General features: G+C 74.0%; 20 protein-coding genes. 6 read left to right on the top strand and 14 right to left on the bottom strand.

Annotated features, from left to right (window positions below; all coding sequences use genetic code 11):
- The coding region (locus tag ACFCX4_RS22275) for an MFS transporter (RefSeq protein WP_376145038.1) at positions 1–1,433 on the bottom strand (1,433 nt) is incomplete at its 3' end.
- 138 nt (positions 1,434–1,571) lie between these two features.
- Between ACFCX4_RS22275 and ACFCX4_RS22280 the strand changes: the two genes are divergently transcribed.
- Positions 1,572–2,234, top strand: coding sequence for a winged helix-turn-helix transcriptional regulator (locus ACFCX4_RS22280; RefSeq protein ID WP_376145040.1), 663 nt, complete (start codon positions 1,572–1,574; stop codon positions 2,232–2,234).
- A gap of 472 nt (positions 2,235–2,706) precedes the next feature.
- Here the strand turns inward: ACFCX4_RS22280 and ACFCX4_RS22285 are convergent, their stop codons facing one another.
- The 4 genes from ACFCX4_RS22285 to ACFCX4_RS22300 form a co-directional block, all read right to left on the bottom strand.
- A complete protein-coding gene (locus tag ACFCX4_RS22285) occupies positions 2,707–3,147 on the bottom strand; it encodes a hypothetical protein (RefSeq protein WP_376145042.1) in 441 nt (146 codons plus the stop codon).
- Between the two features lie 419 nt (positions 3,148–3,566).
- A complete protein-coding gene (locus ACFCX4_RS22290; RefSeq protein WP_376145043.1) occupies positions 3,567–4,067 on the bottom strand; it encodes an SMI1/KNR4 family protein in 501 nt (166 codons plus the stop codon).
- Positions 4,068–4,306: 239 nt separating this feature from the next.
- Complete coding sequence (locus ACFCX4_RS22295; protein ID WP_376145045.1) at positions 4,307–4,720, bottom strand: peptidase inhibitor family I36 protein; 414 nt, start codon at positions 4,718–4,720, stop codon at positions 4,307–4,309.
- A gap of 352 nt (positions 4,721–5,072) precedes the next feature.
- On the bottom strand, positions 5,073–5,258 hold the full coding sequence (locus ACFCX4_RS22300; RefSeq protein ID WP_376145047.1) for a hypothetical protein: 186 nt from the start codon (positions 5,256–5,258) through the stop codon (positions 5,073–5,075).
- 572 nt (positions 5,259–5,830) lie between these two features.
- On the opposite strand from ACFCX4_RS22300, the gene ACFCX4_RS22305 reads away from it, so the two are divergent.
- Positions 5,831–6,172, top strand: a complete 342-nt coding sequence (locus ACFCX4_RS22305; protein ID WP_376145049.1) for a hypothetical protein — start codon at positions 5,831–5,833, stop codon at positions 6,170–6,172.
- A gap of 359 nt (positions 6,173–6,531) precedes the next feature.
- On the opposite strand, the gene ACFCX4_RS22310 is transcribed toward ACFCX4_RS22305, so the two are convergent.
- From ACFCX4_RS22310 to ACFCX4_RS22350, 9 genes are all read right to left on the bottom strand, one after another.
- A complete protein-coding gene (locus tag ACFCX4_RS22310) occupies positions 6,532–7,542 on the bottom strand; it encodes an ArsR/SmtB family transcription factor (RefSeq protein ID WP_376145051.1) in 1,011 nt (336 codons plus the stop codon).
- A 370-nt stretch (positions 7,543–7,912) separates the two neighbouring features.
- Positions 7,913–8,206: a DUF1330 domain-containing protein gene (locus ACFCX4_RS22315; RefSeq protein WP_376145053.1), complete on the bottom strand. Its 294-nt coding sequence runs from the start codon at positions 8,204–8,206 to the stop codon at positions 7,913–7,915.
- Between the two features lie 33 nt (positions 8,207–8,239).
- Positions 8,240–9,589, bottom strand: a complete 1,350-nt coding sequence (locus tag ACFCX4_RS22320; protein ID WP_376145073.1) for an MFS transporter — start codon at positions 9,587–9,589, stop codon at positions 8,240–8,242.
- Positions 9,590–9,666: 77 nt separating this feature from the next.
- Complete coding sequence (locus ACFCX4_RS22325) at positions 9,667–10,125, bottom strand: MarR family winged helix-turn-helix transcriptional regulator (RefSeq protein ID WP_376145055.1); 459 nt, start codon at positions 10,123–10,125, stop codon at positions 9,667–9,669.
- Between the two features lie 231 nt (positions 10,126–10,356).
- A complete protein-coding gene (locus tag ACFCX4_RS22330) occupies positions 10,357–11,232 on the bottom strand; it encodes a PhzF family phenazine biosynthesis protein (protein WP_376145057.1) in 876 nt (291 codons plus the stop codon).
- A 343-nt stretch (positions 11,233–11,575) separates the two neighbouring features.
- On the bottom strand, positions 11,576–12,244 hold the full coding sequence (locus ACFCX4_RS22335; RefSeq protein WP_376145059.1) for a transcriptional regulator: 669 nt from the start codon (positions 12,242–12,244) through the stop codon (positions 11,576–11,578).
- A 140-nt stretch (positions 12,245–12,384) separates the two neighbouring features.
- Complete coding sequence (locus ACFCX4_RS22340; protein WP_376145061.1) at positions 12,385–13,695, bottom strand: serine hydrolase domain-containing protein; 1,311 nt, start codon at positions 13,693–13,695, stop codon at positions 12,385–12,387.
- A gap of 306 nt (positions 13,696–14,001) precedes the next feature.
- Positions 14,002–14,505: a helix-turn-helix domain-containing protein gene (locus tag ACFCX4_RS22345; RefSeq protein ID WP_376145063.1), complete on the bottom strand. Its 504-nt coding sequence runs from the start codon at positions 14,503–14,505 to the stop codon at positions 14,002–14,004.
- A gap of 3 nt (positions 14,506–14,508) precedes the next feature.
- Positions 14,509–14,940 (bottom strand): NUDIX domain-containing protein, encoded by a 432-nt coding sequence (locus ACFCX4_RS22350; protein ID WP_376145064.1) that lies wholly within the window; start codon positions 14,938–14,940, stop codon positions 14,509–14,511.
- 342 nt (positions 14,941–15,282) lie between these two features.
- On the opposite strand from ACFCX4_RS22350, the gene ACFCX4_RS22355 reads away from it, so the two are divergent.
- From ACFCX4_RS22355 to ACFCX4_RS22370, 4 genes are all read left to right on the top strand, one after another.
- On the top strand, positions 15,283–16,014 hold the full coding sequence (locus ACFCX4_RS22355; protein ID WP_376145066.1) for a hypothetical protein: 732 nt from the start codon (positions 15,283–15,285) through the stop codon (positions 16,012–16,014).
- A 159-nt stretch (positions 16,015–16,173) separates the two neighbouring features.
- On the top strand, positions 16,174–17,886 hold the full coding sequence (locus ACFCX4_RS22360; protein WP_376145068.1) for an NUDIX domain-containing protein: 1,713 nt from the start codon (positions 16,174–16,176) through the stop codon (positions 17,884–17,886).
- Between the two features lies 1 nt (position 17,887).
- A complete protein-coding gene (locus tag ACFCX4_RS22365) occupies positions 17,888–18,133 on the top strand; it encodes a hypothetical protein (protein ID WP_376145069.1) in 246 nt (81 codons plus the stop codon).
- Positions 18,134–18,168: 35 nt separating this feature from the next.
- A complete protein-coding gene (locus ACFCX4_RS22370; RefSeq protein ID WP_376145071.1) occupies positions 18,169–18,669 on the top strand; it encodes a class I SAM-dependent methyltransferase in 501 nt (166 codons plus the stop codon).
- Positions 18,670–18,682: the final 13 nt, after the last annotated feature.

Below are 18,682 nucleotides of genomic sequence, written 5' to 3' on the forward strand. Positions count from 1 at the left end.
CCCGGGCCGGCCGTGGACGTGCTTTTCGACCCCCCACCGGGCGCCTGCTTCGCGCCGGCGGGTCTCGGCGATGGGACGCCGGGCAACGCACCCGCTGGACGGCGCCGGGCCGCCGCAGCGAGTACCAGGGTGGCGGCACAGGCCAGCAGCGCCGCCACGATCAGCGCCGTCCAGCCTCGCCGGAACCCGTCCAGCACGGCCTGCGGACCGTCCGGGGTGCCGATCAGGCTGACCATCAGCGCCACGCCCACCACCGCGCCGATCTGCCGGCCCATCGTGGTGATCGCCGACCCGGTGGCGAAGCGTGCGGGCGGCAGCGCCGCCGCGGCGGACCCGATGAGCGTGGGCAGCGTCAGTCCCACGCCCAGCCCGGTGAGGAGCATCCCGGGCAGCAGTTCGGTGGCGTAGCCGGGGCTGACCCCGATGGTGGCGGTCCACCAGCCGATGCCCGCGGCGAACAGCAGCGTCCCGAGCGCGGCCAGCCGGCCGGGGCCGAGCCTGCGGACGAGCGCGGCGCTCCCCAGGGCGACCGGCGGCACCAGCAGCGGTCCGGGGGCGATGGCGAGTCCGGTGCGCATGGCGGAGTACTCCCAGACCTGCTGGCACCAGAGGACCGAGGTCAGCAGCATGCCGGCGAAGGCGACGGTGAACAGCAGGGCCGCGGTGTTGGCGGCGGCGAAGCTGGGCACCCGCAGCAGCGGCAGCTCGACGATCGGGGCCCGGTGGCGCGCCGATCGGCGCAGGAACCAGACGGTCAGCAGGACGGCCGCCAGCAGACCGCCCAGCACCCGGGCCGATCCCCAGCCCCACTCGTGGCCCTTGACCAGGGCCACCGCGACGGCGGCGATGGCGGCGGTGAGCAGTCCCGCGCCGAACAGGTCCGGCAGCGGTCCGTCCTCCCGGCCGCGCGGCCCGGGCAGCACGCGGCCCCCCACGACGACGGCCGCGATGCCGACCGGGACGTTCACGACGAAGACCCACCGCCAGTCGGCCTCGACCAGCAGCCCGCCGAGGACCGGTCCGAGCCCGGCGGCGATCCCGCCGATCGAGGCCCAGGCCCGGATCGCGCCGGGGCGCTCGGCCGCGGGCGTGGCGTCCAGCAGCAGCGCCAGCGAGGTCGGCGTCAGCGCTGCCGCGCCCGCGGCCTGGAGCACCCGGGCGGCGTCGAGCCAGCCCACGGCCGGGGCGAGTGCGCAGAGCACGGAAGCGACGGTGAAGACGGTCAGCCCGGCCAGGAACACCTTTCGGTGGCCGATGCGGTCCGCCAGCCGTCCGGCGGGAACCAGCAGCGCGGCGAAGACGATGGCGTAGCCGTTCAGCACCCAGGAGAGGGTGGCCAGGGTGCTGCCGTGGAAGTGCTGCCGCATCGCCGGGAGGGCGACGTTGACGATGAACAGGTCGAGGTTCGAGACGAAGACCGCGGCGGCGACCACCAGGAAGGCGGCACGGCGGTGGGACCGGCCCGGGCCGGCCTGCGCGACTACTGGGTTTGATATTCCAACTCTTTGCATGGCCGGGAACGCTAGCGGCAGTGGGTTTGAATACGCAACCCTCTATGGCAGGCTGGTGGGGTGACCGCGCACACCGACGCCCAGCCCGCAGCCGCCCCCCGTCCCGCCGGCGGCGGCGCACTACCGGGCCGCCCCTGCTCCATCGCCGCGGCGCTCCAGGTCCTCGGCGAGAAGTGGGCGCTGCTCGCCGTGCGCGAGCTCTTCTACGGCAATCACCGGTTCGACCGGATCGTCCGCAACACCGGCGCCCCGCGCGACCGGCTCACCGCCCGGCTGCGCGCCCTGGAGGAGGCGGGAGTGGTCGAACGCCGCGCCTACAGCGAGCGCCCGCGGCGCTACGAGTACCACCTCACCGAGGCCGGCCGTGACCTCGCGCCGCTCACCCAGGCGCTGCTCGCGTGGGGCGACCGCTGGCTGTCGCCCCAGCCGCCGGTGGTGCTGCACCACCACCCGCACGGCCTGGACGGCTCGGACGAGTCGGACGGCTCCGGCGGGTCGGAAGGCTCGCACGCCCCGGGCGGCTCGAACGGCCCGGGCGGCTCCGGTGCGTCGGACGGCTCCGGTGCGTCGGACGGCTCCGGCCATCCGCTGGACGCGGCCTGGACCTGCCGCACCTGCGGGGAGGAGGTGCGCAGCCCGGACCTCGGCCTGGAGATCCGCTCGCCGGGCTGGGACCGCACGGGCCCCGTCGCTCCCGGGAGTGAGGCGGGGACTCCGGCATGAACCGGGGAGCCGACGACGGCACGAGGGCGGTACGCCCGCTCCACCGGCCGATCGGGGCCGCGAACTCCCGCCCGTCGGCGGCGAGCGGCGGGCGCACGAGCATGCGCCTGCCCTGACGGGAGGCGGTTGTGCGGCCGGGGCAGCGGCAGTCCTTCAGCCGGGAGTGGAGGGTGGGTCGGTCAGGAGCCCGAGCGGCAGGGCGCTGCCGGCGACCCGGACGAGGCCGTCGGCGATGCGGCCGCCCGCACCGGGGCGAGCCTGCCACCGGTCGGAGACGGCCGCCCCGAGTGCACCGGACAGGAGGACGCCGGCGTCGTCATCGCCACCTGCGACGGCGCCAGCTCATCCCGGCCGACCCCACCCGCCCCCTGCCGCAGCCCACCGGGATCGGCGGCCGTGAGCGAGTGGAAGGCGGCGGAGCCGTCCTGCTCGTGGCCCCGCCGACGGCGGGTAAGCGCTGGTTGAGTCCCGGTCAGCGCCGACCGGTGGACAGGATGACGAGGAACTGGCCGCCGCCGGCCTCGATATCGGCGGTCACCGCAAGCCCCGGCACCAGTCGGGAGAACCGGTCCACCAGCCAGTCCGCCGCCTCCTGGGCGTCCCGCCTGGTCGGGCAACGCCCCACCATCTCGCGGCCGCCCTTGCGCTCCAGCCTCCCGGCAACGGTGATCAGCGGCGCGGGTTCGGCCACGTACAGGCGGTCCGGCCAGGCGATGACCACCTTGACCGCACCCTTGCGGGTGTTGCACCCGCGGTGCGCGAGCCGCTCGGCGACCTTGGCCTTCCGGTCGGCGGTCCGGCTGTCGACACTCGGCCCCCGAGGATCGTTCACCGACATGTCCGGGTCGACCGGCTCGTCGCACACCCAGCACCGCCAGCCGTCACGCTCGGCCACATCATCAAGGAGACTCACCCGAGCAACCTAGCCTGCCCGCCCACCACCCCGCACACCAGGGGCCACCGCCGCCGACTGCGGTGCCCACAAGGGACGTCATCATCAGCGCGACGTTCTTCCGGCCCACGCTGTGAGCGCCGCGCTAAAGTTTCGATTCTTGGACCCGCTACCTCTGGAAACGAAGTACAGGATGCACATCCTGGACGATCCCTCCGAACTGTCCGAGCGTGCTCGGGTCTTCGAGAGCGAAAGCCGGGATCGTGAGCATCCAGGTCGTCGGGCGTGCATCTGGTCGATGGGCGAGGCCGGTCACCGTCAGGTCCGGGAGGCATTCGGGAGAGGGTGAGCGAGACACAGGCGATCCGGCAGGCGACGTCGGCTCCCGGCCTCACCAGAAAACCTCCTGGCGCCGGATCCCGGGACGCAGCCCTCCCCCTTCAGACGCCCCAGGGGAGGCCAGTAGCCGGGTTGAGGCCCTGGTCCATGAGGTCGTCGTACTCGCGCCAGTGCACGAACTGCATCGTTTCCCCGGTGCGGGCGGTGGCTCGGGTGCACCAGCGTCGCACGTAGGCGGCGAACCCGTCCTCGTGGACGGTGAGGGGGCCGCCGTCCTCGTCGAGGTCGGCGATGGGCCAGGCGTCACTGTCGTCGCCGGTCATCAGCCAGAACAGGTGGTTGCCGTCCTCCAGGATGCCCCACCGGAGCAGTCTGTCGGCGCTGACCTCGGCGGGCAGCAGGTGGGAGAAGTGCTCGGGGGCCTGTTCCCAGAACAGTTCGGCCATGTCGGCCATACTGCTGCCTCCGGACGCGCGGTACGGCGGGGGTATCCACAGCGTGTCACCGCCGATCCCGCCGGCTCCGTAGGTCTCCATGAACGCGACGTAGTCCGAGGGCAGCCGTGTCCCGAGCCGCCGTTCGGCTTCTGCCAGCCCGGCCACATCATGGGGGGCTCCTTCGCTGCTCCGTCTGCATGGCGCGAGCACGCCCGACAGCGCGCGTACGCCGGGATGGCTGGACACAGAAACCTCCGGTCGTTCGGTGTGCTGATCAGCCTACGAGCGCCCTCCGACAGGGCGGACGGAGCCGGGGCCGGTGGAAGCGGCGCAGGCGCGCGGTGAGCCGGTCCGGGGCCGTGCACGCGCCGGGGGCGGCACCGCGCCCCCGGCGCGAGCCGGCGTCAGCAGGGCTTCCAGGAGGAGACCGCGTCGTTGAACACGGTGCCCCCGAGGTCGGTCACGCTGTAGCCGCTCTTCACGACGAAGGACCGGCCCTGGAAGTTGTTGTGCTCCCAGAAGCACATCGTCGCGGTGGTGAGGTTCTGGATGGAGGAGATCGAGTCCTGCCAACGGGAGCCCCACCAGGTCTTGCCCGCGTCCTTGACGGTGACGGCGACCCACCCGCACTCGCTGAACTGGGCGTGCTCGCAGACGAGGATCGCGGCCGCAGCGGCAGCGCCCTCGGAAGGCCCGGCGGCCGGGGCGGCGGACGGGCCGACGGCCGCGCCGGCGGTGCCGGTGGCGGCGGCCGACACGGTCAGCGTCGTGGCCGACACCGCGAGAGCGGCCAGGGTGCGCTTCAGACGGGGGTTCATGTGTCCTCCTTCGAACGCCGACGGTCGGCGGCGGGAAGCCGGGGAGCCGCCTCCGACCGCCGGTGCCGGGCTGTGACGGCTTCTCGTCCGCGCTCCGGCGGGCGGACAACGACCGCGGTCGTACGGTCAGAAGACCGGGCGGCGGGTCCGGTTGTGACACCCGGCCGGCCGAGGGCGGCGCTGGGGCGGGCGAGGGTGCGCGGTGCCCGGCCGACGGCGGACGGACGGAGCGGGAGGCAGGGGCCACGGAGCGGGCCGGGGGTGTGGCGAGGACGGTCGACCCGTCGGAGCGGGTCATCGCCGCGGCTGCGACCTCGCTCCCCGCAGCGGTCGAACCCGTCCGGGCGTGCGGTCAGCGGGCGGACCAGACCGGACAGTCGGCCGTGTGGCGGGTCAGCACGACCACGGTCCCGCCGTCCGTCACCTGCCGCTCGCGCGAGACGCTGCAGCACAGCACCGGTGCCGGAGGCGTCGGCACGACGACGGCAGGAGCCTCGTCCCGGTCCGGCAGCGCTGTGCGCGGCCATCTCTGCTCCACGACCGGCAGCCCGGGGCGGCGGCGAGGGGAAGGCCGACGGCCGGCCTGCTCGATGGGCACCCCGAGGGCTCGGGCGCGTGCGTGAAGGCGACGACGGTCGCGGCGTTCGGACATGGTGACACCCTGCCCCCTCCCACCCCCTCCGCGCCAATGCCCCGGCGGAGCATCCCCGACCCGGCCACCCCGCCCGGGCACCCTCCGAGCGGACGCGGCCGCCGAGCTGGCGCAGCGCCAGCACGGCCTCCAGGTGCGCGGGGTCAACCGCAGGCCCGGATCACATCCGCGGGCCGGGCCGAGTTCCCCGCCCGGGCGGGACTCCGGAGTGGATCACCATCACCGGAGAGCACGAAGGCTCACAAGCACCTGCAGAAGGTGTTCCCAGGGCCCGGCGGCGGAGCAACGGGCAGGCCGGGAAGCCCGTGCCCGTGAATCGGCGCGAGGACGGGGCCGCAGTCCGAACGGTTACGGAGTTGGGGCAGATCCTGCCCGCCCCTGTCCCTTCCCAGCACCTAGATTGCTGCACTGGGAGTGCGGGCCGCGAGCGCCTGCAAGGGACTCAGGCGGTAGGCCTTATGAACCAGAAGACCGAGGGCGCCGGAGCGTGCATCCTCGCCGGCCTCGGTGCGCTCGCCGGACTGCTCGTGTGGGCGCCAAGAGCTGCCCTCAGCATTGATGGCGGGTTCGAGGACCACGCCCGTGATCCGAGCGTGCTCTTCCTCGATCTGCCGCTCATCCTGCTCGGTGGCACGGTGCTTCCGCTGTTCACCTGGACGCTGGCCGCGCGGTCGACGGGTCGCCCCTGGATCGCGCTGCTGACGACCCTGGCGGCACTCGCGCTCGGCGTGTGGGGGCTCGCCGAGTGGTACGCGCCCCACCAGCACGCCGGCTCCGGTGACACCGGCCCGGGGCTTTGACGCCGCCGGCGTCCGCACCTCAGCGCGGTTCACGGGTCCGCGCCCGTGGCTGCGGAACCTGCGGCCGGTGCTCGCGAGCATCGCCGCCACCGCCTCCGGAGAGCCGGACGACCAGGACTTCTGGCGGTCGATCCACAAGCGGCCTGCCGACGGTGACCGGTCAGGTGGGGCCGGAAGCCGACATCGTGAGCCTGACCAGGGCCGGCGTGGGCAGTTGAGTGTTGCCGGAGACATCGGCAAGCAGCCAACCCTCGTTCCGTGGGGCGGAGGCCGGGCCTCTGCGCCCCATCACGAGGTCGACGGCACGGTTGGCGCTGAAGGGCAGCGCCTCGCTCCAGTCCTTCTCCGGCCGCTGAAGGTCACGGGTGGTCGGGGGTGCGGTCGTCGAGGAGTGCGCGGCCGAGGGGGGTGAGGGTGTGGCGGACCCCGGGGCCGGCGCGTTCGGTGGTGAGAAGGCCGGCGGCGCGCAGGACGGTGGCGTGGTGGCTCGCCGTCGCGGGTGAGCAACCGGTGCGGCGGGCGAGTTCGGCGGTGCCCGCCGGGTCGGCCGCCGCGCGCAGGGTGCGGGCGCGGGTGGTGCCGAGCAGGGCGACGAGTGCGTCGTCCGGCCCGTCCCCGGCGGCCGAGGACCAGACCGCGCGGCAGGTGGTGAGGTCGGGGGCGAGCGGGTAGTGCAGGACGAGCGGGTGGTCGAGGCCGCGGCTGTCGGTGAGGGCCATCGGGTCGGGCCAGAAGAAGGTGGGGACGAGCATCACACCGCCGCCGCGCAGCCACAGGTCGGTGTCGGCGGGGAAGGGCAGCGTCAGCACCGGTGAGTCCCACCGGATGTCCGGGTGGAGGCCGCCGAGCAGTCCGTCCAGGCCGCGGTCGGCGGCGAGGACGGCCCGCCGGGCGCGGTCGGCGTGCGCGGCGGTCAGCAGCTGCGACCAGTACGGCGCGACGGCGAAGGCGTGGTACTCCCGGAGCCGGCCGTCGACCAGTTCGCGCCACTCGTGTCCGCCCCGGTGCAGTTCGTGGACCCACCGGGGCGCCCCGGGACGCGTCCCGCTGAGGACGCGCAGGTCGGCGCTCCACCGTCGGCCGGGCAGCGACCAGGTCTGGTCCAGGCTCTCCGGCAGGGTGTGGCTGCCGGCGTGCAGGAACGCCTCTGCGGCCTCCACGGCGCCGACCGGTGTCGCCAGGTCGAACAGCATCCGCAGGTCGGGGCGGATGTTCCCGCGGGTCCGACTGCGCCACCCCTCGAACGCCACGCCGCCGGCCCCGCGGGCCTGCACCAGCGACAGGCTCAGGACCGACTCGGCGAGCGGGTCGGGTGCCCGCGCGATCCGAACCCTGATCAGGTCCTCGTGGGTGAAGTGGATCCGCAGCAACTCTGCCCCTTCTCTCGAACGTCGACAGGGGCGGCGCGGCGTCCCGGCCCCGTCCCCCGTCTGCGGCCTTGCGACCACCGTAGGCGGGAGGGGACGGCCGGACCGGGGCGTTGCCCGGCTCTGACCGGATCGTTCCACTGCACGGACATTCCGTGTCCGAACACGGAGGTGGGGTGGAGTGGGGTGGGGTGGGGTGGTTCGTCAGGGACGGCGGGCACGGTGGCGGACCCGGCCGGGGCAGGCGGGTCGGGTCGGGTCCGCCACCGTCCGGGCGGAAGGGCCTGTCGTCCGGACGGTGGCGGACCCCCGCACGAGGTCCGAGGACTGCGCCGCACCGCGGCGTTTCAGGGACTCTCCGGCCGGACCCCGGTCATTCGAGGCCTTCGACGATGCGGAAGTCGCGCTCGACACCGTCGGCGAGTGCGGCCAGCGCCTCCTGGTAGGCCGCGCTCTCGCGCGTCGCGACGGCCTGTTCGAAGCTGTCGAACTCCACCAGGACGGTGCGCTCGGCGATTCCGGCGTCGTGGGCGAGGACCCGGCCGCCGCGGACGAGGGTCCGACCGCCCCCGGCCCGGACGGCCGGGCCGGCCAGTTCGTTGTAGGCGGCCAGCTTCCCGGGGTCCGAGATGACGCGGTAGACGCTGACCCAGTAACCCTTGGGCATGGAACCTCCACTGTTGGACGAGTGCATCCGAACCTACGGGTTGGCCCCGGTCGTACGCCTGCGGGCGAGCGCGAGGCTCGTCAGTGTCGTGATCGCCATGGCCCCGAGGCCGACCAGCGCGGCGGTGGTGTAGGCGCCGTCGTCGGGGAGGAGCCGGCCGGGACCGGTGCCGGCGGCGAGGACCAGGCCGCCGACGGCGCTGCCCAGGGAGTAGCCGACGCTGCGGACGACGAAGTTGAAGCTCATCGCGCTCGACGTCTCGCTCCTGGGGGTGACGGCCAGGATGACGCCCGGCATCGCGGCCGAGAAGCCGCCGACGCCCAGGCCGAGCACGCCCATCGCCGCGAACAGTTCGGCCGGGTCCGACCGGGCCGTCGCGAACAGGGCGAACCCGCCGCCGACCACGACGGCGCCGCCGGCCAGGAGCAGGGGGTCCGCGATCCTGGTCCGGACCCGCGGCACGAGCCTGCCGGCGGCGAACCCCAGCACCGAGAACGGGACGAGCACCAGCCCGGCGACGAAGGTGGTCAGCCCGAAGCCGTAGCCGGCGCCGTGCGGCGTCTGCGCGTACCGGGTGATGAGCGTGAGCAGGAGGTACATGCCGATCCCGCCGACGAACACGGCGAGGTTCGCCCCGGCGACCGCCGGGTGGCGCACCGCCCGCAGATCGACCAGGGGCGTCGCACTGCGCAGTTCGATGACGGCCCAGACGCCGAGCAGCGCCACTGCGACGACGGCCAGGCCCCCCGCCGCGGCGAGGTGCCGGCTCCACGGGTTCCGGTCGCCGGCGAGGAACAGCACCAGGAGCAGCGCGGCGGCCAGGACGACCGCGGAGGCCACGTTCACGCGGGCGGAGCGGCCCTCGGGGGCTTCGGGCACGAAGCGCCACGCGGTCAGGAGGGCGGCGGCGGTGACGGCCAGACCGAGGCCGTAGGCGGCCCGCACCCCGCCGAACTCGGCGAGCAGCGCGGCCAGCGGGTAGCCGGCGCCGGCCCCGATGACCGAGACCACCGAGATCAGGGCGATCACGGCCGTGCCGCGCTCCTCGGGGAGGTGGTCCCGGGCCACGCCCATCATCAGCGCCGTCAGCCCGAGCCCCGCGCCCTGGGCCGCCCTGCCGGCCAGCAGCCACCCGAACGGCAGCGGCAGTACCGTGAGCGCGCTGCCGGTGACGACGACCGCCAGCGTGGCGAGGACCGCGATCCGGCGGTGCGGGCCGGCTCCGAGCCGGCCCAGGACGGGCGTGGCGACGGCGCCGCTGAGCAGTGCGGCGGTCAGCGTCCACTGCGCGCTGCCGAGCGTGACGTGGTACGAGGCCGCGACGCTGGTGACGAGCGGCGTCCCGAGGCTGCCGACCGCCGCCACGACCAGGGCGATGAACATCAGCGCGGGCACCAGCCGCGTCTCGGGCCGCGCCACCGGGACCGTCTTCACCGGGGCCCTGCGGGCCTGCCGACCGGTCACCGCCCGGGCCCCTCGCGGTCCCGGCTTTCGAGCTCCGCCAGGTGCTTCAGCGCCGGGAGGGCCGCCGCCAGCGCCTCGACCTCGTCACGGGTGAGCCCGCCGATCAACCGCTCGAAGGCGTCGACGCCCGCCCGGCGCCGCGTCCGGACGTAGGAGGCACCGGCCTCGGTCAGGCACACCAGCGTGACCCGCCTGTCGGACGCGTCGCCCCGCCGCTCGACCAGGCCCGACTCCTCCATCACCCGGACCAGGCTGGTCATCGCGGGCTGGGTGACGCCCTCGACCGCGGCCAGATCGGTGATCCGCCGCGGGCCGGTCCGCTCCAGGGTGGCCAGGGTCGCGGCGGACGTCAGGCTCATGTCCCGGGGCAGGCGCCTCGCGGCCCTGGTGGCCAGGCCGTAGAGGGCTTCCCCGATGGCGGCGGGCGTTCCGTGGGCGGTGTCTTGGCGGCTCATGGCAGGAGCATAGCGTTTTTATATTCATTAGTTATGCACATGGCCGACCGCCGTGGGCGGCCGCGGTCCGCACCGGGGCGGCGGCCGGCCGTCACCCCCGGTGCGCGGCCGATCCCCGCCGCCCCCGCGGGGCCGGGAGCGTGCCGACCTCCAGCGGCGTGGAGGCCGCCGGAAGTCACGGAGCGCACCGGTGGAGATCGGCCGTCGGGCGGCCCGCCCGGGCGGCGGGCCTCAGGTCCGGTCGGCCGTCCCGTCCAGCAGGAGGCGCCCCCGGACCAGGGTGCGCACCGCACCGCCGACGCCGGCGAGCAGACCTCGACCGGCCTGTCTGCGGACTCTCACCTGCATTCTGGCGAGGCCGAGTTCGGCGGTTCCCTGGACGATGTCGAACGCCAGGGACTCCTCGGGCCGCCGCTCGTCGGCGAGCCATCCGGCCACCGCCAGCGCGGCCGAGCCGGTGGCCGGGTCCTCCGCGCACACCGGCTCGGGAACGAAGACCCGGGAACGGACCTCGGGCAGTTGCGGGACGAACACCGCCACGCCGAAGACGTCGGCCAGCCCGGGGACCCGGTCGGCGAGCGCCGCGACCTCAAGCGGCAGGGCCCGGGCGGACCGGAGACCGGCGGCACTCACCGGGAGGCAGACGAACCCGAGCCCGGCCGACGCCGGTCGCACCGGGCCGGCGGCGGCGTCCGGAGCCAGCCCCACGGCTTCGCAGACGAGGTCCGGCGCGACCGGCGGGCCCACCCGGCAGGGCCGTTCCTCCAGGACCGCACTGTCCGCGGCCGGTCCCACCCGCGCGCGAACGGTGCCGCCGCGAGTGCGCAGCGCCACCCGGCCGGGCGCGGCCAGACCCTTCTGCACCGCCACGGCGGCCGCGCCCACGAGCGGATGACCCGCGAAGTCCAGCTCCACGTAGGGGGTGAAGATCCGCACCTCCACCTCGCCGTCGGCACCGCCGCGGAGGAAGACGGTCTCGGGCATGGCCAGGCGGGCGGCCAGACGCTGCATCAATGCGTCGTCGTACGTGGTGTCGAGCACGACCACGCCCAGCGGTCCCCCGGTGAGGGGCCCGCTTCCGAAGACCTCGACCAGCTCGAACTCCATGCCCGCTCCCACCGGATCCGGCCCGGGCCTCGACGGCCTGCTCGTCATTGCGGGTTCCTTCCGTTTCGCACAACTCGGTTGTCCTCGGCCGGGCCGTGGCCCGGGCCTGTCGCGGCCGGCGCCGGCGGAGCTGCTGACCACCGGGCCGGCGGGCTCGGGTCGCACGGAACGGCCGGAGCCGCCGGAGCCGCCGGAACGGCCGGAGCGGGTGCCACGGCGGGTGCCGCGCCCGGCTGGGTCCGACGTGGGTGAGGCCGACGCCCCCCGGTCGCCCCGTCCGGCCGGTCGACAGGCCCGCACTGCCGCCGGCCGCGGACGGCGTTCGCTGCGGGAGGCGGCCCGGTCATGCCTCGCACTCCTTCCCCGGTGCCCGATCCTTCCCCGGCGCCCGCAGTTCGGCCAGCAGGCCGTAGAGGGTGGACCGGGAAACCTGGAGTGCACCGGTGACGACGGGCGTGGCCCGCCGTACGGCGAAGACGCCCGCCTCGTCGAGTCGGGCGAGGACGGCCAGGCGGTCCGCGCGGGTCAGCCGCCCGACCGGTCGGCCGCTCTCGCGCACGTACGCGCCGACGATGTGCTGGACCCGCTCGTTCCAGTCGTGCTCGAAGAGCGGCTCCGGCGGGGCCGTGGTCGGGGCGCCGAAAGCGGACAGCAGGGCCGCGGCCTGCTCCAGCGGCGTGCGGTCCAGGTTGACGCACAGGACGGCGGACGGACCGCCGTCCGGGGCGCGGAGGACCGCGCTGACCGAGGACAGGCGCCGGCCGTCGGCGAGCAGCTTCTCGTAGGGGCCGAACACGTCCCGTGCCGACGGATCGAGCCCGTCCAGTTCCCCCAGGAACGACCGGTCACCCGGGCCGCGGGACGTCATGGGATTCCAGATCTCCAGGATCCGGTCGGTGTCCGGGTCGTGCAGCACCACCTCGGCGTACGGACCGAGCAGCAGCGCGACGGCCCGGCCCACGGGTTCCCAGAGCCGCACCCGCGGGTCCGTTTCCTCTTCGACCGATTCCATGGTCTGGACTGTATGTCCAGGATGGACGAAGTGTCCAACCCGGTTCCCGGCGGGGTGCGCCCGCCCTGCGCCGTCGCACTGCCCGAGCGGGCGCGCACCCTGCTCCCCCGGGACGGCGCTCACCCCGGGGGCTCGCCGCCTCAGCCCGCGGCCGGGCCCGCGGGCCGCGGACTGCCGCAGGTCGCCGTGTCGACGAGGGTCTGGAAGGTGCTGCCGGCGGCATCGGACCGGTGGTACGGGTTCACCGACACCACGACCTGCCGCCGCCCGTCGGCGGTGCCCGTCACGAGCGTCCCGTAGCCGGCGATGCCGCCGGTCAGGCCCCAGAACTCTCCGCACGCGCCCGGGTGACGGCTGAGCCCGAGGCCGTAGGTGAAGCCCAGCCCGGTGTCGACCTGCTGCTTCATCGCGTCGAGCTCGGCCGGCCGCAGCAGCCGGCCGCCCAGCAGGGCCGCGTTGAAGCGGGCCAGGTCGCGGGCGGACGAGATGCCGGCACCGGCCGCCCCGTACGCCGACGGATTCTGCAGGGTGACGTCGGCCGGCCCGCCGGGGCGTTCGGCGTAGCCGTGCGCGTGCGGTCCGGGGACGGTGACGGAGGTGTCGGGCATCGAGGTGTCGCGCAGGCCGAGCGGCCGGATGATCCGGCGCTCGGTCTCCTGCGCCCAGGTGCGTCCCGTCACCCGTTCGACGATCAGGCCGAGCAGCACGTAGTTGGTGTTGGAGTACCACCAGCCGGAGCCCGGACTGCCGTACGGCGGCCGGGCGGTGGCGATCCGCACCACGTCCAGCGGCCGGTAGGTGCTCCAGCGGCCGACGGTCAGCCACCGCTCCAGGGCCTCCTCCCCCTCGGTGTCGAACCGCGGGTCGTCGGTGAAGTTGCGGATCCCGCTGGTGTGGTTGAGCAGTTGGCGCACGGTGATCGCGGTGCCGTTCGGGACCAGCCCGGGCAGGTGGCGTTCGATCGGGTCGTCGAGCCCGAGCCTGCGCTCGCCCACGAGCTGGAGCACCACGGTGGCGGCGAACGTCTTGGTGACGCTGCCGATCCGGAACCGGGCGCCGTCGGGCACCGGCGCACCGGTCGTCAGGTCCGCGACCCCCGCCGTTCCCCGCCATGCCGTACGGCCGTCCTGCCGTACCTCCGCCAGCACCGCCGAGGCGCCGCCCTCCCCCACCACCGCCCGCAGCGCGCGGTCCAGCGCGGCCGGGTCGGTGACGGGCCGACCGGGCCCGGCAACGGCGGCGGCGGTGGACGGGGCGGTGGACGGGGCGACGGGTGCAGCGGCCGACGGGACGGCCGCTGCCGTCGGGACCAGGGTCGCCAGCAGCCCCGCGCCGGCCAGGGCGACGGCGACGGCCCGGCGCACGAACCGGTGGCGGGCGGCGGTCCGAGGCCCAGGCGTGGTCGCGGCCCTGACGGCGGTACTGATGGCGGTGACGGTCGTCTCGGTCATCTCGGTCCCTCCCGGCGGCGCCCGGATCCCTTCCGGCGCCGGCTCCAGCCTGCTCGCCGACCACCCCGCCCGGCCTCCTCCCGGGGTCGGCACCGCCTCCCCCGGGAGAGCCAACTCCGCACCTCCGCAGGAGGGACGGCCGGACGGGGAGCCGGACGGGAGGGGCGGCCACCGGCCGGGGATCTCCGGACCGCGCCGATCGCCGGCGCGGCCCACGGAGCGACCAGGCCCGGACAGGAAAATCTTCGGCGCGTCCCAGGGAGGCGCGAGCCATTTCCGGCGACCTTCACCGCAAGACTTCCTGCCTCAGCACCTCAGGCAGGCCCTTGAGAAGGTGGGCGTGGGCATACAGGGGCCCGGTCGTCGAGGCGTCGGGCGATGGCGACGCCTTTGCCCGGTCCGGCGGGCTGCGGTGGCGAGGCGTTCTTCGGGCAGGACGTGGCCGAGGGCGACACCGAGGCCGACGCGGGCGCGGGCGAGCAGGCGCAGGACGCTCTCACCGAACTGGATCATGGCGTGGTGGTCTCCGTCGGCGTCGTCGGCGATGCCGAACACGTGAGGTAGCAGGCCCAGGCGCTGGGCGTTGTGCCGCAGTGCGCCGATATCGGTGATGGTGCGGCTTCCGGTCTCCACCCGGGAGATGTAGCTGGTGGAGTGACCGAGGAGGGTGCCGAGTTCCTCTTGCGGAATTCCGTTCAGCCGCCGGTAGAACGCGAGGATCTCGGGCAGGCTGCGGCGTCGCAGGATGTCCTGGGCCCGTGGGGTCGTCCAGTGCCAGCGGATGCCGCCGTGCGGGTCTCGGCGTGCCACTGGTCAGACCCGGTCCCGGTGTTCGTACCAGCGGGCGATGGAGTCCTTGTAGCCCTGGGGCATGAGCAGGGCGGGCACCTCGTCGCGGTGGAAGAGCGCGGCTTCCTTGTGCTCGTGACTGACGACCGGTGGCCGATGGGCGTCGGTGCCGGTGCAGCCGTAGGTGACGATGAAGACCTTCCGGCCGGGGACGGGCTCGTACATCCACACGTCCAGCAGGGGGCCGGCGGTCGCCGTCCAGCCGCTCTCCTCGCGGATCTCGGTCTCCACCCGTTGTTCGGGGGTCTCCGGCCCTTCGAGCTTTCCGCCGGGCAGCTCCCACTCCTGGCGTTCGTTCTTCAGCAGCAGCACCCGTTGCTGCGGGTCGAGGACGACGCCCTTGATCGAGATCGGGAAGGCGGGCGGGACATAGGACAGTTCAGAGGGTCCGGTCATCTCTGCTTCCACGGCGCACGGACGGGCACGGGCCCGTCGAACGTAGCAGCCGCTCACTGCCGAGCGGTCGCACGCTCCGCTGATCGGGCTTTGACAATCTGTCACTTCACCCGTGGCGAGTGCACCCGTCACAGTGTGTCCTACCTTTCAAAGGTGGTTGATCCGGTCATTCGTAAGATCGGAGCGCCCAGGGGCTCCGGGTATGGCTGTCACGTGTACGCCGCTTCGACGGCTCAGAGGACTTGGCCGCCCGGAGCCCCACGACGACTCGACCGCCAATGGGGAGACGCGACCCGATCGCTGCTGTAGGACAACGTCGGCGAGGTCGTCTGTGGGATCCAGGTGACGACGAGCTCGCGGAGGAAACGTGCCCGAGACGGCACCCGCGCCCTCACCGCCGCCGGACGCCGGAGCGAGGCCCTGCACCACATCGAGGAACACCGCGGCACGGGCCGGCGCATCCTCGACGGCCGTCAGGTCGCCGTCCTCGCCCGCGCCACCACCGGCGACCTGCCGGGCGCCCTCGCCCTGCTGGCGGGCACCGATTCCGGCGCCCCGTGGGAGGACGCGGTCACCGCCGTGCTCACAGCGCTGTGCCGCCGAGGCGACCAAGGGGCGGCCGAGACCGCGATCAGCCAATGCCTCGCCTTCGAGCCAGCCGACGGACTGGCCGCCTTCACCACCCGCCTCACGCTGACCGCCCTCGACACCGCGGACCCCGACACGCCGTCCGCCCGAAACCTCCTCACCCACCTGACCAGCCGAACGAGTGAATCAGGCGACGGCTACGCACTGCGCGACCTCCTCACCCACGAGGGCGTCCGACGCCGTCTCGACCCGACCCGGGGAGCGGCACTCGAACGGGCTCTCGCCGCCTGCGCACTGGGCTCCGCGACGCTGCCGGACACCCTTCGCGACCGGCTGGAGGACGCCCTCGACCACGCCCGGGGGGTGCTCGAAAAGTCCCCGTTCGACCCGGGCTCGCCCGGAGGAAATCCGCTTGAGCGCCGCATTCGAACAGCACCATCATCAGTCACCTCCGCTCCCGCGGGCCCGGCCAACTCCGGTGAATGAGTGAACACTTGCCGCACCCGTCGCCGACGGCCGGCTTCGCACGCTCGAACACCAGTCACCACTGGAGGTCTTCGTGGACAACCCCGCCGGCCCGACAACCGGCACCACGCCTTCCGGTCGGCCGACCGCGCCGGCCCTCGACACCGAGGAGCCCGTCCAGTGATCGACTTCGACTTCCTCACCGATCTCGCCACGCGCGAAGGCATCGAACGGATCGGCGTCGGCGTCGTGGTCCGGGACGCCTCAGGACGGATCCCGGTGATCCGCAGGTCCCCGCACGACGTCCTGCCGGGCCTGTGGGAGTACCCCGGCGGTGCTCGGGAGGAGCACGAGACGGTACCCGAAGGCGCGGCCCGCGAGCTGGCCGAAGAGGCCGGACTCACCGGCCTGCCGCTGGAGTACGCGCGGCATCTCGACTTCACCAACCAGCGCGGGCAGCGCGTGCGCCAGTTCGTCTTCACCACCGTCGTGCCCGACGGCACCGAGATCGCCCTCTCACCGGACCACGACGGCTGCCAATGGGCGGACCCGAGCGCCCTGCCGCCAACCGGCGACGGGCAGCGCACGGTGATCGAGTGGCTCAGTCGGCGCCTGGGCATCCCGGGCTGGCGGCCCGTCGGCGGTCACCTCACCACCATCGCCCGGCCCAGCTCCTACGGCTGCCTCCTCGTCACCGACCCGCAGGGCCGCGCCCTCGGGATGCGCTCGACCATCAACCCGAATGTGTGGAACTTCCCCGGCGGCGACGTCGAGCACGGCGAGACGCCCTTCACCACCGCCGTGCGGGAGGCCGAGGAGGAGCTTGGGCTTGACCTCGCCGCCGAGAACCCCGACGTGCTCGCCCGGCGTCGCCTGGTCGCCGTCGTCCACGAACAGGCCGGCACCGAGTACCCCGTGCCGATCTGCGGCTTCGTCTTCGACGGTGGCGTCCTCGTGCCCGAGCAGCAGGCCCGGATCCGCCTCGACCCCTCCGAGCACACCGAGTGGCGGTTCGAGACCGCCCACGACTGGGGATCGCTCATGGAGCCGGACCGCTACCGGCGGCTCCTGCAGATCCTGCGCGCCCAGCGCTGCGGCACGGCGCTCTACTTCGAACGACCCGCTCCGGTCGACGATTTCGAAGGAATCATGCTCTTCGCCACCGACCGGGTCGGGCGGGTGCTGATGCACCAGCGCTACGAGGGCCGAGTCCGCAACGCCGAGCCACACAAGTGCGAAGCGCCGCGCTTCTGGCCACTCGACCGACGCCCCCGTCGGCGAGTACCTGCGCTGGGCCCTGGACCACCGGGACGAGGAGGTCCTCGGCTACGCCCGTACCGTCCTCGACCTGCTGCGCGACGCGCACAGCGTTGCGTGAGAACCCCTTCTTCCCTACCTGTTGGAGCACCCATGCAGTCCCTGCGCCAGGCCACCTGCGTCATCGTCCACGACGAGAAGGCCGGCAAAGTCGCCTGCGTCCACTACGCCAACGACACCTGGTCCACGGTCCCCGCCTGGACCGTCCCGGGCGGCAAGGTCGAGGAGGGCGAACGCCTGGACGAAGCCGCCGCCCGCGAACTACGCGAGGAGGCGGGCCTGATCGTCGACCCCGAGGACCTGCGGCTGGTCCACACTATCCAGGTCAAGGCCGGGTGGGACGGCCAGGGCCCGTTCCTGCTCTCCGTTTTCGCCGCGACGTCCTGGCAGGGCGAGCTGACGAACACCGAACCCGACAAGCACCTCGCCGTCCGGTGGATGGACGCCTCCGAGCTGCCCACCCCGATGTTCCCCACCTCCCACGCCGCCCTCACCGCCTACCTCCACGGCGGCCGGGGCTTCTCCACCTACGGTTGGGGGGCCTCGGAGGACCTGCACGCCCTGGTCGGGGCCTGAGATGCCCGGCCGCCACCGCCGACCGCCCACCGGCGAGCAGTCGGCCCTGCCCGCGGACGCCGACCTGCGGCTGCTCGCCATCACCCAGGGCCGCACCGTCACCGACGAGGGCGTCGCCACGTTCCCCGGCGGGCGGCACCCGTACGCCTACCGCACGCTCTACCGGCCCGACGGCAGCGTGGAGCGGCTGCTGGAGCGCCTGGCCCCCGGACCGCTGCAACCGCCCGGCCTCTCTTCCGCCGGCTGACCCGCCCGCCACACCCCCGACCGAGAGGAGCGGCCGTGTCCGCCGCCGACCACTGGAACGACCACTACCAGCAGGGCAAGGCTTCCGGCCCGTCGCCGAGAAGGAGGCCACGCTGCTCGCCGAGCACCTCGGCCCGGGCAGCGGCCATCGGGCCCTCGACCCGGGCTGCGGCACCGGCGAGTACGCCGCCTCTCCACGACCCGGGCTTCACCACCACAGGCGTCGACTTCTCCCAGGCCGCCATCACCACCGCCCAGAACCGGCACCCGGACCGTGACGGCCTCGACTTCCGGCTGCTCGACACCGACCGCGGCGGCCCGGCCCTGCTCCCGCCCGGCACCTTCGACCTCGTCACCTGCCGGTTGTTCCTCCTGCTCGTCGACCTCGTGCCGACCGTCGCCTGTGCACGCCGCCTCCTCACCCCCGGCGGCCGGCTCCTCGTCACCGCCCCGATCGACTCCCGGCCGGCGCGCCGGCCGGGAGTCGATCGGCCGGCGCGCGGCCGCCCGCCGCCACCAGCACCCAGTCTCTTATAAAAAAATGACGCTG

This window comes from Kitasatospora sp. NPDC056327 (assembly GCF_042261735.1).
GTDB lineage: Bacteria > Actinomycetota > Actinomycetes > Streptomycetales > Streptomycetaceae > Kitasatospora.

Excerpts from the sequence above, each read along its gene's own strand:
- ACFCX4_RS22295 (WP_376145045.1), bottom strand. The coding sequence starts at position 4,720 with ATGAACCCCCGTCTGAAGCGCACCCTGGCCGCTCTCGCGGTGTCGGCC.
- ACFCX4_RS22305 (WP_376145049.1), top strand. The coding sequence starts at position 5,831 with ATGAACCAGAAGACCGAGGGCGCCGGAGCGTGCATCCTCGCCGGCCTC.
- ACFCX4_RS22315 (WP_376145053.1), bottom strand. The coding sequence starts at position 8,206 with ATGCCCAAGGGTTACTGGGTCAGCGTCTACCGCGTCATCTCGGACCCC.
- ACFCX4_RS22320 (WP_376145073.1), bottom strand. The coding sequence starts at position 9,589 with ATGTTCATCGCCCTGGTCGTGGCGGCGGTCGGCAGCCTCGGGACGCCG.
- ACFCX4_RS22325 (WP_376145055.1), bottom strand. The coding sequence starts at position 10,125 with ATGAGCCGCCAAGACACCGCCCACGGAACGCCCGCCGCCATCGGGGAA.
- ACFCX4_RS22330 (WP_376145057.1), bottom strand. The coding sequence starts at position 11,232 with ATGGAGTTCGAGCTGGTCGAGGTCTTCGGAAGCGGGCCCCTCACCGGG.
- ACFCX4_RS22335 (WP_376145059.1), bottom strand. The coding sequence starts at position 12,244 with ATGGAATCGGTCGAAGAGGAAACGGACCCGCGGGTGCGGCTCTGGGAA.
- ACFCX4_RS22340 (WP_376145061.1), bottom strand. The coding sequence starts at position 13,695 with ATGACCGAGACGACCGTCACCGCCATCAGTACCGCCGTCAGGGCCGCG.
- ACFCX4_RS22350 (WP_376145064.1), bottom strand. The coding sequence starts at position 14,940 with ATGACCGGACCCTCTGAACTGTCCTATGTCCCGCCCGCCTTCCCGATC.
- ACFCX4_RS22365 (WP_376145069.1), top strand. The coding sequence starts at position 17,888 with ATGCCCGGCCGCCACCGCCGACCGCCCACCGGCGAGCAGTCGGCCCTG.